Source organism: Nocardioides sp. WS12, assembly GCF_014108865.1.
Classification (GTDB): domain Bacteria; phylum Actinomycetota; class Actinomycetes; order Propionibacteriales; family Nocardioidaceae; genus Nocardioides.
Genome location: NZ_CP053928.1, coordinates 3752975 through 3766205, shown reverse-complemented (window position 1 = coordinate 3766205; position 13231 = coordinate 3752975). Strand labels below are relative to the sequence as shown.

At 69.3% G+C, this 13231-nt stretch carries 14 protein-coding genes; 9 read left to right on the top strand and 5 right to left on the bottom strand.

The features are described 5' to 3' along the window. Positions 1-50 precede the first annotated feature (50 nt). The 9 genes from HRC28_RS18200 to HRC28_RS18160 all read left to right on the top strand — a co-directional run bounded on the left by HRC28_RS18200 (position 51) and on the right by HRC28_RS18160 (position 8482). Positions 51-653 (top strand): TetR/AcrR family transcriptional regulator, encoded by a 603-nt coding sequence (locus tag HRC28_RS18200; protein ID WP_182376845.1) that lies wholly within the window; start codon positions 51-53, stop codon positions 651-653. A gap of 54 nt (positions 654-707) precedes the next feature. Beyond that, positions 708-1271 carry an HhH-GPD-type base excision DNA repair protein gene (locus tag HRC28_RS18195; RefSeq protein WP_182376844.1) on the top strand — a complete coding sequence of 188 codons (564 nt, stop codon included), beginning with the start codon at positions 708-710 and terminating at the stop codon, positions 1269-1271. A gap of 46 nt (positions 1272-1317) precedes the next feature. Further along, a complete protein-coding gene (locus HRC28_RS18190) occupies positions 1318-1983 on the top strand; it encodes a TetR/AcrR family transcriptional regulator (RefSeq protein ID WP_182376843.1) in 666 nt (221 codons plus the stop codon). Then, on the top strand, positions 1980-2789 hold the full coding sequence (locus HRC28_RS18185; protein WP_182376842.1) for an alpha/beta hydrolase: 810 nt from the start codon (positions 1980-1982) through the stop codon (positions 2787-2789). The genes HRC28_RS18190 and HRC28_RS18185 overlap by 4 nt, the downstream gene beginning before the upstream one ends. 1 nt (position 2790) lies before the next feature. After that, complete coding sequence (locus HRC28_RS18180; protein ID WP_202033110.1) at positions 2791-4248, top strand: NAD(P)/FAD-dependent oxidoreductase; 1458 nt, start codon at positions 2791-2793, stop codon at positions 4246-4248. Beyond that, the gene (locus HRC28_RS18175) at positions 4248-5918 is read left to right on the top strand and encodes a GMC family oxidoreductase (RefSeq protein WP_182376841.1); all 1671 of its coding nucleotides are present in this window, start codon (positions 4248-4250) and stop codon (positions 5916-5918) included. Before HRC28_RS18180 ends, HRC28_RS18175 begins: the two co-directional genes overlap by 1 nt. After that, positions 5915-6466, top strand: a complete 552-nt coding sequence (locus HRC28_RS18170; protein WP_182376840.1) for a DUF4334 domain-containing protein — start codon at positions 5915-5917, stop codon at positions 6464-6466. The genes HRC28_RS18175 and HRC28_RS18170 overlap by 4 nt, the downstream gene beginning before the upstream one ends. Positions 6467-6583: 117 nt before the next feature. Continuing rightward, entirely contained in the window at positions 6584-8080 is a 1497-nt protein-coding gene (locus tag HRC28_RS18165) for an RNA polymerase sigma factor (protein ID WP_237111556.1), read from the top strand. A gap of 3 nt (positions 8081-8083) precedes the next feature. Further along, positions 8084-8482 (top strand): hypothetical protein, encoded by a 399-nt coding sequence (locus HRC28_RS18160; RefSeq protein ID WP_182376839.1) that lies wholly within the window; start codon positions 8084-8086, stop codon positions 8480-8482. 27 nt (positions 8483-8509) lie between these two features. Here HRC28_RS18160 and HRC28_RS18155 read toward each other — a convergent pair whose 3' ends face one another. From HRC28_RS18155 to HRC28_RS18135, 5 genes are all read right to left on the bottom strand, one after another. Continuing rightward, positions 8510-9103 carry a thermonuclease family protein gene (locus tag HRC28_RS18155; RefSeq protein WP_182376838.1) on the bottom strand — a complete coding sequence of 198 codons (594 nt, stop codon included), beginning with the start codon at positions 9101-9103 and terminating at the stop codon, positions 8510-8512. Between the two features lie 100 nt (positions 9104-9203). Further along, positions 9204-10025: an ABC transporter ATP-binding protein gene (locus HRC28_RS18150; protein ID WP_182376837.1), complete on the bottom strand. Its 822-nt coding sequence runs from the start codon at positions 10023-10025 to the stop codon at positions 9204-9206. Beyond that, positions 10022-11113, bottom strand: coding sequence for an iron chelate uptake ABC transporter family permease subunit (locus tag HRC28_RS18145; protein WP_237111555.1), 1092 nt, complete (start codon positions 11111-11113; stop codon positions 10022-10024). Before HRC28_RS18145 ends, HRC28_RS18150 begins: the two co-directional genes overlap by 4 nt. Continuing rightward, positions 11110-12168, bottom strand: coding sequence for an iron ABC transporter permease (locus tag HRC28_RS18140; protein WP_237111554.1), 1059 nt, complete (start codon positions 12166-12168; stop codon positions 11110-11112). The genes HRC28_RS18145 and HRC28_RS18140 overlap by 4 nt, the downstream gene beginning before the upstream one ends. Continuing rightward, a complete protein-coding gene (locus HRC28_RS18135) occupies positions 12161-13171 on the bottom strand; it encodes an ABC transporter substrate-binding protein (protein WP_182376835.1) in 1011 nt (336 codons plus the stop codon). Before HRC28_RS18135 ends, HRC28_RS18140 begins: the two co-directional genes overlap by 8 nt. Positions 13172-13231 lie beyond the last annotated feature (60 nt).

Genomic DNA, 13231 nt, shown 5'->3' with positions numbered 1-13231 from the left:
GCAAGTCACCTGACTTGCAAATGTTGCGAGACCTGCACCACGATCGGCGCATGTCCCCGACCGCGCCGCGCCGCCAGGTCGATCGCCGTTCGGCGACGACCGACAAGCTCCTCGACGCCACGATCGAGTGCCTCGCCGAGCTCGGCTACGTCGCGACCACCACGCGGCGAGTGGCCGAGCGGGCGGGTGTGAGCCAGGGCGCGCAGCAGCACTACTTCCCGACGAAGGCAGCCCTCGTCGATGCCGCGATGGTCCGGCTGACCGAGCAGTTGATGGCCGACGCCATCCAGCGTGGGGTCAAGGGAGGCGACGAGCTCGAACGTGCCGGCGAACTGCTCGACATGATCTGGGAGATCCACAACCTCCCGGTCACGCCGGCGGTGCTCGAACTGTTCACCGTTGCGCGCACCGATCCCAAGCTGGCCCGACGGGTGGCCGAACTGGTCGGGGCCGGTATGGCCGGCCTGCAGTTCGTCTCGGCGCAGGCGATTCCGACGTACGCCGCCCGTCCGGGGTTTGCCGATCTCTTGCAGATCGTGATGGCCACCCTTCGCGGCACGGTGCTCGTCGCGGCGATCCCCGGAGCCGAGGCGTCCCATCCGTCGTGGCCGGCGGTGCGGGCGCACCTGATGGCGAGCCTCGAAGCCCTCTGATCTGCGGTTGCCCAGCCCACCCCGCGCCTGATGGGTGTGGTGCAGGATTGCCCCATGGCCATCCACATCACCGACAACCCCGAAGCTGACGAACTGCTGTCGACCAACCCCTTCGCCCTTCTTGTGGGCATGATGCTGGACCAGCAGTACCCGATGGAGCATGCCTTCGCTGGTCCGCAGAAGGTCGTCAGCCGGTTCGGCCCGTTCGACCCCGCGGCGATCGCAGCGGCCGATCCGGAGGAGTTCGCGGCGCTCTGCTCGACCACTCCGGCGATCCACCGGTTCCCGGGTTCGATGGCGGCTCGCCTCCAGGAACTGGCCCGCATCGTGGTCGACGAGTACGACGGCGATGCCTCGCGGATCTGGACCGAGGCCGCCGACGGCAAGGACCTCGCCAAGCGCATCAACGCCCTGCCCGGCTTCGGTGCGCAGAAGGTGAAGATCTTCGTCGCGCTCGTGGCCAAGCAGCTCGACGTACGACCGGCTGGCTGGGAGAAGGCGGCGGGGGACTACGCCCTCGACGGATTCCGCTCGGTGGCCGACGTCGTCGACCCGGTGTCGCTGCAGAAGGTGCGGGACCACAAGAAGGCAGCCAAGGCAGCGGCCAAGGAAAAGTAGGAATCACCTGCTTCCGGGAATCGCATGATTCCTGTATGGTCGTCGCATGCCCAGCGCGACGACCTCGACCGACGTTGATCCGGATGCCCCCGCCGGACGGCTCTGGCAGGGCCAGACGCCCGACGCCCGTGAGGCCGACCGCCGGCATCGCCTGGTCGAGGCCGGCCTCGAACTTGTCGGTACCCAGGGCGTTGCGGCGCTGACCATGCGGGCCGCGTGTCGTGACGCATCGGTCGGGCCGCGCTACTTCTACGACCTGTTCGCCACCCGCGAGGAGCTCCTCGAAGCGGTGTACGACGAAACTGTCGACCGGGTCCGCGAGCCGATTCTCGAGGCCGTCGTCGCCGTCGCAGAAGGTGGCACCACGACCGCCATCAAGACAGCCTTCGAGACCGCCGTTGACGTGGTCGAGGCTGACCCGAGGCTCGGGCGCATCCTCTTCCGCGAGTCGGCTGCCGACGACACCTTGCGCCCCCGATCGCAGGCCGCGATGCCGGATTTCGTGCTGACCGTGGTGGCGCAGGTGGCACCGGAACGTGCCGAAGCATTGCGAGGTGCGGCAGGCGGCTGGACCCTGATCGGCTTGTCCGCCGCCATCTTCTCGCTGTTCCTCGCATGGAGCGAGGGCGTGCGCCACACCTCCCGCGAGGAGTTCATCGACCACTGCGCGAGCCTCGCGGCGGACACCCTCGGCCTGGACGTCGAGCGGTGACCGCGATCTCGCACGACCGGCGCGGCGCCGGTACCCCGATCGTCCTGGTGCACGGCATCGGCAGTCGCTGGCAGTGCTTCGAGCCGATCCTCGACCGACTCGCTGAAGAGCACGAGACGATCGCGATCGACCTGCCCGGCTTCGGCGCGTCGCCCCTCGCTGACGGGGTGCGGCCCGGTCCGCGCGGGTACGCCGACTGGCTGGCCGGGTGGCTGGCCGAGAACGGCATCGAGCGACCCCATTTGGTGGGAAGTTCGATGGGTGGCGGTGTGGCCCTCGAGCTCGGGCGGCGAGGCATTGCTTCGGGCGTGACCGCGTTCGCGCCGGTCGGTTTCTGGGGCGCCCCGGGTCTGCGCTGGACCCAGGGCATGCTCACCGGCATGCGTTCCACAGGCATGGTCGCCGGGCCGGTGCTGGGTCGGCTGGTCGACCACCGGGCGGCACGCATCGCCCTGCTGGCCGGCTTCTTCGGTCACCCGAGCCGGGTGGACCCCGACGTCGCACGCGCCGACCTGGCGGGGCTCGCGGCGGGCGCCGCATTCCCGGCCGCGCGCAAGGACTTCGCCCGCTACGTCCTCAGCGCCGACGACGACCCCGGCGCACTTCCCGACATCCCGGTGACTGTCGCTTGGGGCACTCGTGACGTCGTACTCATCCACCGGACGCAGAGCGCCCGCGCTCGCGTCGCCCTTCCTTTCGCCCAGCACGTCGACCTGGCCGGATGCGGCCACCTGCCGTTCAACGACGACCCCGCCACCTGCGCCCGACTGGTTCTGTCGGACGCCGCACTCCGTAAGGACGCCTGAGATGAACTCGATGAACCCGTCCGTCGCTGTCATCGGCACCGGATTTGGTGGTCTGGCGGCGGTGATCGAACTGAAGAAGCAGGGCTTCGACGACATCGTCGTGCTCGAGAAGGCCGACGACGTCGGGGGAGTGTGGCGCGAGAACACCTACCCGGGCGCGGCCTGCGACGTGCCGTCGCCGTTCTACTCGTACTCCTTCGAGCCCAACCCGCGCTGGCCGCACCGCTTCTCGCGGCAGCCCGCGATCCTCGACTACATCCGCCACGTCGCCGACAAGTACGACGTACGGCGCCACATCCGGTTCGGCACCGAGGTGACCGGGGCGGCGTACGACCAGGCCACCGGCAAGTGGACCGTGGAGCTCAGCACCGGCGATCCGGTCGTGGCGGACGTGCTCGTGTCCGCGGTCGGCCAGTTGTCGCGGCCCTCGATTCCCGCCATCGCCGGCGCCGATTCCTTCGCGGGTGACAGCTTCCACTCGGCCGAGTGGGACCACGACGTCGACCTGACGGGCAAGCGGGTCGCGGTGATCGGCACCGGAGCCAGCGCGATCCAGTTCGTGCCCGAACTCCAGAAGCAGGTCGAGCACCTGAGCCTGTTCCAACGCACGGGGCCCTACCTCCTGCCGCGGCCGGACCGCGAGTTCAGCGAACGCCACCACAAGGTGTTCGAGAAGGTTCCGGTGACCGAGCGCGCTGAACGGCTCACCTGGTACGGCGCCGTCGAGGCCCTCAGCATCGCGTGGGTCTACTCCCGACCGCTGGCCGCCGCGCTGAAGGCGAGGTCGAAGCGGCACATGCGCAAGCAGGCCGAGGCCAAGCCGGGACTGTTCGAGAAGGTCTGGCCCGACTACCCGGTTGGCTGCAAGCGGATCCTGTTCTCCGACAATTACCTGCCCGCCCTCGCGCAGCCCAACGTCGACGTCGTCACCGACGCGATCACGGGAATCACCCCGAACGGCGTAGTGACAACCGACGGCCGGGAGCACGAGGTCGACGCGATCGTGTGGGGCACCGGCTTCAAGGCGACCGAGTTCCTCGCCCCGATGTCGATCAAGGGCGGCGACGGCCGCGACCTGCACGCCGAGTGGAGCGCCAACGGTGCGCGTGCCTACTACGGCATGACGGTCCCGCACTTCCCGAACCTGTTCATCATGTACGGCCCGAACACCAATACCGGTGGCGGCTCCATCATCTACTTCCTCGAGGCGCAGGCCGCGTACCTCGGGAAGTACGTCGCCCGCCTCGCCGAGGTCGGCCGACCCCTGGCCATCAAGCCCGAGGTCGAGCAGGCGTACGACGACCGCATCCAGACCAAGCTCAACGACAGCGTCTGGAGCCAGTGCTCGTCGTGGTATCGCACCGCGAGTGGCCGGATCACGACCAACTGGCCGTTGCTCGGCATCCAGTACAAACAGCAGGCGAAGTTCGATCCTGCCGACTACGAGGTGGTTTCCTGATGAGCAGTGACAAGACGCACGACTACGACGTCATCGTCGTCGGCTCCGGCTTCGGCGGGAGCGTGACCGCGTTGCGCCTCACGGAGAAGGGCTACCGGGTCGGCGTACTCGAGGCGGGCCGACGCTGGAACGCGGAAGACCTCCCGAAGACCAACTGGAACCTCCGCAAGTCCATCTGGGCGCCGCGGCTCGGTCTCACCGGGCCGCAGCGGATCAGCCTGCTCGGCAAGTGCCTGGTCTTCAGCGGCTCGGGCGTCGGCGGCGGCTCCCTGATCTACGGCAACACGCTCTACGAGCCGCTCCCCGCGTTCTACGACGACAAGGCATGGGCGCACATCACGGACTGGCAGGTCGAGCTGGCGCCGTACTACGACCAGGCGAAGCGGATGCTCGGCGTCGTCGAGAACCCGCGCACCGGGCCCAAGGACGACCTGTTGCTGCAGGTCGCACGGGACCGTGGTGTGGCCGACACCTTCCACAAGACCCAGGTCGGCGTCTTCTTCAACGAGGGCCACGAGGGCGCGGAGGTCGAGGACCCGTACTTCGGTGGCGCCGGTCCCCGCCGCTCCGGCTGCATCCACTGTTCGGAGTGCTTCACCGGCTGCAAGCACAACGCCAAGAACACCACGGACAAGAACTACCTCTACCTGGCCGAGCAGAACGGCGCCGAGGTGCACCCCCTCACCACGGTGACCTCGGTTCGCAAGGACGGTGACGGCTACGTCGTCGAGACCGAGCGGTCCAACGGCAAGCTCCGCAAGGGGCGTCGTACCTTCACCGCCCAGCAGGTCGTCTTCGCAGCGGCGGCGCTCGGTACCCAGAAACTGCTCCACCAGCTGCGCGACGACGGCACCCTGCCCGAGTTGTCGCCGCGCCTGGGCGAGCTGACCCGCAGCAACTCCGAGGCGATCATCGGCGTGCAGAGCCAGAGCCGGCACGACTTCGCGCAGGGGGTGGCGATCACGTCGTCGATCCACCCCGAGGAGCAGACGCACGTCGAGGTCTGCACCTACGGCAAGGGCCAGAACTCGCTGTTCGCCCAGACCGTCCCGATGGTCGACGGCGGCGCCTTCCGCTTCCTGCGCTTCCTGCTGACCGTCGTCCTGCACCCGGTGGTCATGCTGCGCTCGATGGACCTGCGACGGGCCTCCGAGCGGTCGGTGATCCTGCTGGTCATGCAGTCGCTCGACAACTCGCTCACGTCGTTCCTCAAGGGCGGTCGGTTGACGACGAAGCAGGGAAGCGGCGAGCCGAACCCGGACTGGATCCCGCTGGCGCACGAGATAGCTCGTGAGTACGCCGCCAAGGCGGATGCCGATCCCGGCAACATCGCCGCCGACATCTTCAACATCCCGGCGACGGCGCACTACATCGGTGGCTGCACCATCGGCGACTCGTCGACAACCGGAGTCATCGACCCCTACCAGCGGGTCTATGGCTACCCCGGCCTCCACATCGCCGACGGCAGCGCCATCACCGCCAACCTCGGTGTGAACCCGTCGCTCACCATCACCGCCCAGGCCGAGCGGGCCATGGCGTTCTGGCCGAACAAGGGCGAGCAGGATGCGCGGCCTGCGCTCGGGGCGGCGTACCAGCGGATTGCGGCGGTGTCCCCGAAGGCACCCGTCGTTCCCGCCACCGCACCCGGTGCGCTGCGGGTGTCGGCATGAGCGCCGGGACGAACGCCGCCGCGACGCTCGCCGAGCTCGAGCACGGGACCGACCCGGAGACGGCGCTCGCCTTCTTCGACTCGCTGCCCGCTGTGAGCTGCGACGAACTCCGCGGGAGGTATCGCGGCCGCGAACTGCTGACCGGTCACCCGATGGACGGCCTGCTCGAGGCGTCGGGTTGGTACGGCAAGCAGTTCGACGACGCCGACCACGTGCACCCGCTGCTGTTCCAGGGGCGTGGGGGAGAGGTCTTCGCGGTCGAGCCGCGCAAGGTGCCGCTCGGCATCGCGCCCCGGATTCCCTCGGCAGTCGTCGACCGCTCCCAGGGAGCCGTCGGTGCGCTCAAGGCGGCCCTGCGGACCAAGAAGCATCGGGCCCGGCTCCGGGCCGTGGAGTACCGCGGCGTCGTCACCGCGGCCATGGTCTACGACCACCTGCCGATCATCGACGTCTTCCGTCGGGTCGACGCCGACACCCTGCTGGGCGTGATGGACCTGCGTGACTCTGCGCCGTACGTCTTCGTTCTTCAACTCGACGTCCGGAACTGACCTTCCGGGCTCGCAAGGGCCCCGCATGTCAGCGGGTGCCCGGACCCGTGGCAGAATGACGAAGCGGTCTTGACGCCTCCGGGCTTCGCCGCGCCCAAGTTCCGTTTGAATCGAGAGGTGTTCGTGTCTTCGAACCATCGTTCGGTCCCGCCCGTCGTGCTCACGCACCCGTCGATCGTCGCGCTGATTGAGCGTGGCGCGCCGTCGGGGAGTGTCGCCGCGGAGGACGTCCGTCAGGCCTGTGCTGCTGCTGACGTCGCACCTGCCCACCTGAAGGGCCTGATGGGCCACCTGTCGGGCCTCGGCATCGCGGTGGAGCTCGGCTCGCCCGTCGAGCAGCGCGCGGTGGCTGCCACTGCCCGCAAGACGGCCGCGACCACAGCTACCACTGCCAAGAAGGCGCCGGCCAAGAAGGCAGCTGTTGCGCCCGTCGCTGCCGCGGCTCCGGTTGCTGCGCCTGCCAAGAAGGCCACGGCCAAGAAGGCGGCCGCGAACAGGGCTGCTGCCGCCGAGGTCGTCGCTCCCGCGGTCGGCCCGGACGGCAAGAAGATCCTTCCTGACATCCCCGACGACCAGTTCGAGGCGGACGTCAAGACCGACCCGACCATCAAGGCCGACGAGGAAGAGGCCACGGCCACGTCCTCGTTCGTCGTGTCGTCGGCCGACGACACCGACGAGCCTCCCCAGCAGGTCATGGTCGCCGGCGCGACCGCCGACCCGGTCAAGGACTACCTGAAGCAGATCGGCAAGGTCCCTCTCCTCAACGCGGAGATGGAGGTCGAGCTCGCCAAGCGCATCGAGGCCGGTCTCTTCTCCGAGGAGAAGCTCGGCAAGGGCGGCAAGATCAGCCCGAAGATGACCGAAGAGCTCGAGTGGATCTCCGAGGACGGCCGCCGCGCCAAGAACCACCTCCTCGAGGCCAACCTGCGTCTCGTCGTCTCGCTGGCCAAGCGCTACACCGGCCGCGGCATGCTGTTCCTGGACCTGATCCAGGAGGGCAACCTCGGTCTGATCCGCGCGGTCGAGAAGTTCGATTACACCAAGGGCTACAAGTTCTCGACGTACGCCACGTGGTGGATCCGTCAGGCGATCACCCGCGCCATGGCCGACCAGGCCCGCACCATCCGGATCCCGGTCCACATGGTCGAGGTCATCAACAAGCTCGCCCGCGTCCAGCGCCAAATGCTGCAGGACCTCGGTCGCGAGCCCACTCCGGAAGAGCTCGCCAAGGAGCTCGACATGACCCCGGAGAAGGTCGTCGAAGTCCAGAAGTACGGCCGTGAGCCGATCTCGCTGCACACCCCCCTGGGTGAGGACGGCGACTCGGAGTTCGGTGACCTGATCGAGGACTCCGAGGCGATCGTCCCGGCTGACGCGGTGTCGTTCACGCTGCTCCAGGAGCAGCTGCACGCCGTCCTCGACACGCTCTCCGAGCGTGAAGCAGGCGTCGTGTCGATGCGCTTCGGCCTGACCGACGGCCAGCCGAAGACGCTGGACGAGATCGGCAAGGTCTACGGCGTGACCCGTGAGCGGATCCGTCAGATCGAGTCGAAGACGATGTCGAAGTTGCGTCACCCGTCGCGCTCGCAGGTCCTGCGCGACTACCTCGACTGATCGATGCCGGTTTCCCTCGCACGCAACGTGCTCGGTGCGCTCGTCGGCGGGCGCGCCGACGCGGCGCGCCACGACCTGCGTGAGGCAGTTGCGGACGAGCGGATGCTGCTCGGCCCGGTCGCGGCCCACTACCGCGGGTCGACCGGCGGACACCCGCGCGCGAAGGCGAGCGGCACGCTCGTGCTCACACCGACGCGGGTGCTGTTCCGTCGATCGGTGGGTGGACCGCTCGACGTCGACCTGAGGACCGTCACCGGCGTGAGTTCCGTGCGGACCTTCGCCGGCTCGTTCTCCGAGGGGCAGTCGCACCTGGTGCTGCACACGGCCGACGGTGACCTGGCCTGGTTCGTGCCCGATGTCGCGCGCTGGCGCAACACGGTGGAGGCCGCAATCTCCCGCTGATGCTGGCGACCCAAGGATCGACCGGGCTCAGCACCAGGTCCAGATCCCGACGTGCGCCTGCTGCGCGGCCTGCTCCACACGCTCGTAGGCAGCCCGCTTCGTGAACCGGCCGTTGCGATAGACGTAGACCTCCGCGAGCCCGCGGCTCAACTGGTCCTGCGCGACGTCCAGCCGGTCGGAGGACCTGCGGACGTAGCGCAACAGCCGGTCGTAGCGGTCGACACGAGGCTGGTGGGGGTCGGCCCGCATCACGATGCCGGTGCCGCGCGGCAGCAGGGCCTTCATGCGCTTCGATGCCGTGGCACCACCACATTCGTGTGCCCCCAGGATGGTCTCCGGGGTGTCGATCCCGAGGATGCGGACGTAGCGGACGGCACCGTTGCGCAGTCGCACGACGACGGTGTCGCCGTCCTGGACCCGGAGCACCCGCGCATCCGGTCGGACCGGCTGGACCGGCCGGACGGCCGCCACCGCAGTGGCAGCCGGCGTCGCTGCCGGGACGGCGAAGTCGTGGGTCACGGCCGCGAGCGGTTCGGCGGATCCGTGGTGCGTCAGGCCTGCAGTGAGGGTGCCGGCGGCGACGGTGGTGATCAGGAACAGTCGGAGCAGAGGGAGTCTCACGGCTCCATGCCACAGGGCGCGGATGGGCTGACAGCGTGCACCGGGTGGCTGTCGTGCGACAGCCCCGTGAACAGCAATCCAGCCGGACGCAGGGCCCGGTTCAGTCCCCGGAGGGCACGATCATCGGGGTCCCCGCAACGGGGTCGGGTACGACGACACAACCCAGTCCGAAGGCCCGCTCGACGAGCGCGGCGGTGACGACCTCGCCGGGGGCGCCTTCGGCCAGGACCTCGCCGTCGCACATCACCACGAGGTGGTCGCTGTAGCGACAAGCGAGGTTGAGGTCGTGCAGCACGGTCACGATCGTGCGGCCGGTCTCGCGGTTGAGCGTGCGCAGGAGGCGGAGCAGGTCGACCTGGTGCGCGATGTCGAGGAAGGTCGTCGGCTCGTCGAGCAACAACAGGTCGGTTTCCTGGGCCAGGGCCATCGCGACCCACACCCGCTGGCGTTGGCCGCCCGAGAGCTCGTGGAGGGGACGGGCGATCAGCGAGGCCGTGTCGGTCGCGTCGAGGGCAGCGGCCACGGCGTCGTCGTCCTGGGCGGACCAGTGACGGAACCAGCCCTGGTGCGGGTGCCGGCCCCGCGACACGAGGTCCCCGACGGTGATGCCGTCGGGCGCGACGGGGGTCTGGGGGAGCAGCCCGAGGATCCGGGCGACCTCGCGCGAACCCTGGGTGAGGATCGGGGTGCCGTCGAGCAGCACTTCGCCGCCCCGCGGACGCAACAGGCGCGCGAGTCCGCGCAGCAGGGTCGACTTGCCGCACGCGTTGGCGCCCACGATCGCGGTGACCCGGCCATCCAGGATGTCGAGGTCGAGGTCGCGTACGACGGTCCTGTCGTCGTACCCGAGGGCGAGGCTGCGGGCCGCGAGGCGGGCAGGGGCACGTTCGACGACAGGGGTCTCGGTGGTGGGCACGGTCATCCGCCCACTCCTCTCCGGTTGGTGGTGGCCAGCAGCCACAGGAGGTACGGCGCCCCGACGGCTCCGGTGACGACACCGGTCGGCATCTCGACGGGAAGGACCTGGACGGCGACGTAGTCGGCGACCAGGCACAGGATCGCGCCGACCGCTCCGGCGGCCACGATGCCGCCGCGCGCCGGGCCGAGCAGTCGGTCGGCGACCGGGCCTGCCACCAGGGCGACGAACGCGATGGGTCCGGCGACGGCGGTGGCCAGCGCGGTGAGCAGGACGCCGACGCCGAGCAGGGCCAGCCGCGTGGGCTCGAGACGGGTCCCGAGCCCACGGGCGGTGTCGTCGCCGAGTTCGACGTTGCGCAGCATCCGCTGCAGGACGGGCACGGTCGGCGCGAGCAGGAGCAGGACCACCAGCAGCACGTTGTTCTCGGCGTCGCCCGCCTGGCCGATCGATCCGGTCAGCCAGTGCAGGGCTTCGCGCGCTTCGGTGAGCGAGGTCCGGGTCAGCAGGTACCCGGTGATGCTGGTGGCGAAGGCCGACATCCCGATGCCGATCAGGATGAACCGGTAGCCCGAGACGCCATCGCGCCAGGCAAGCAGGTACATCGCGATCGCGAAGACCAGGGCGCCGACGAGCGCGAGGACCGGGATGCTCAGGCCGGCAAGCGCGGGGACCGCGAGGCCGGCCACCGCGAACACGCTGGCGCCCGCCGAGATCCCGACGAAGTCCGGTGAGGCCAGGGGATTGCGCAGCAGTTGCTGGAAGATCGTGCCGGCGGCGCCGAGGGCGAGGCCGACACCGATCGCCGCCTTCACCTGCGGTACGGCCAGGTCCTGGACGATGAAGTCGACCGCGGCGTTGTCGCCGGTGCCGAGGAGCGAGCCCAGCACCTGCCCGAAGCTCAACCGGACCGAGCCGAAGCACAGGGTCAGCAGGCCCAGCACCAGCGCGACACCGAGCAGCGCCGCCGGTACGACGATCGCTCGCCGACGCCGCATCCGCCGGTGCCGTCGTACGACGATCGCGGCGTGTGTCGCCGAAAGGGGCGCTGCACTCGTCGTCGTGCTCGACGTCGTGCCCGTCGCCGTACTCACAGCTCCGCCAGGCGGCTGTAGCGCACGAGCAGGATGAAGAACGGGGCGCCGAGCATGCCGAGCACGATGCCGACCTGGAGTTCACCGTCGCCGCCGATCACGCGGCCGAGGATGTCGGCGCCGAGGAGGAGCAGCGGACCGAGCAGCAGCGAGTACGGCAGGATCCAGCGGTAGTCCGGGCCGCAGATCGCCCGGGCGACGTGGGGCACGACGAGGCCGACGAACACAATCGGGCCACAGGCAGCGGTCGCGGCACCGCAGAGGACGGCCACCACCGTGAACAGGCCGATCCGCGTGCGCATCAGGGAGACTCCGAGCCCGCGGGCGGCGTCGTCACCAAGGGCGAGGGCATTGAGTGGGCGGCCGCAGAACACCCCGACGACGAGTCCGAGGATGAGGACGGGTGCGACGCCGGTGACGATCGGCGCGTAGCGGCCGGCCAGGGAGCCGACCTGCCAGAAGCGGTACTCCTGCTGCGCCTGCAGGTCGGTCAGCAGCAGGCCGGTCGTGACGGCCATCAGTCCCGCGGTGATGGCGGCGCCGGCGAGCGCCATCTTGACGGGGGTCGCGCCTTCGCGGCCGAGCGAGCCGACGGCGTACACGAGGGCCGTGGCGGCGAGGGCGCCGAAGAAGGCGAGCACGACGTGGAGCTGGATGCCGCTCACTCCGAGCACGGTGATCCCGGCAACGACGGCCAGGGCGGCGCCGGCCTCGATGCCCATGATCGACGGATCGGCCAGGGCGTTGCGGGTCAGGCCCTGGAGGACTGCTCCGGAGAGACCGAGGGCGGCGCCGACGAGAACGCCCAGAATCGTGCGTGGTACCCGCAACTCGATCGTCACCATGTCGTCGGTGGTCGCCGTGGTGAAGTGGCGCAGGGCGTCGATGACCTCGGAGAGACCGATGGATCGTGAGCCCTGGGTGACGCTGAGGAAGCCGGTCACCAGGAGCAGTGCGCCGAGCACGAGGAGTCCGGCGACGAGCGCGCCGGGACGCCGGGTGCGACGAACCGCACCCGGCGCCACGGTCGCGGTGGCTACCGCCTGATCAGTCACCGATGGAGTCATCGAGGCCGGACAGCTCTTCGGTGAGCTTGTCGAGCGCAACGGCGTAGTGGCCGTAGGTGTGCAGCCAGAAGCCGGGCCACTCGACGATCTGACCGGCCTTCGCCGCGCGGATGGAGTTCCACGTGGGCTGGTCCTTGACCGTCTTCGAGTCGGTCGTGAAGCTGCGGCTGTCGAACATCAGCACGTCGGGCTGGTACTTGTCGGCCTTCTCCCAGCTCAGGTTCTCCCAGTACGGGAAGCCCTTGTCGGGGGAGTCGGGCTCGACGATGTCCAGGCCCCAGCGGTCGAAGTCGAGGAGTTCGGGTGCGAACTCCGGGTTGGCGACGTAGAGCAGGTCGCTGGCGGGGGAGACGGCGAGCGCGGTGAAGTCCTTGTCCTTCATCGCCGCGATGAACGCGTCGCGCGACTTCTCGAAGGCCGCCTTGTCCTTGTTGCCCTGGGAGTTCTCGATGTCCGCTCCCAGGCTCTCGGCCAGGTCTTCGTAGCCCTCGGCGAGGTCGAGGATCGAGTCGCCCTGGGCTGCGCCGACGACGGGCGCGAGCTCCGCGAGCTTCTTGCTCTTGGCCTTCACGCCGTCCTCGAAGCCCGAGTGGGCCTTCTCGGCGGGCCACCAGTCGGCGACGATCAGGTCGGGGGTCAGGGTCGATGCCTTGGCGACGTCGATCGAGCCCCACTCCTCGCCGAGGATCGCGATGCCGGTCAGGTCCAGGTCCTTGAGGTTCGGGTCGGTCGTGACCGGCTCGTCGGCGTAGATGCCGACCGGCTTGATGCCGTACGCCATCAGGGCGGCGGCTTCGGCGCCGTGGGCGATGATCCGGGTCGGCGTCTTGTCGAGCTTGACGACCTCGCCGGAGCCGTCGGTGAACTCCCACGGCCCGTCAGGGACCTTCGAGGAGTCCTTGGCGTCGGACTTGTCGGCAATGTCGGAGCTGCAGGCCGCGGTGCCGAGCGTGAGCACGGTCGCGAGCGCAAGGGCCAGAGTTCTCTTCACAAGCAGGGAAGCCTAACCTAACCTCGCCGACCATGGTGAACCGCCCGCCTGATGGAACGC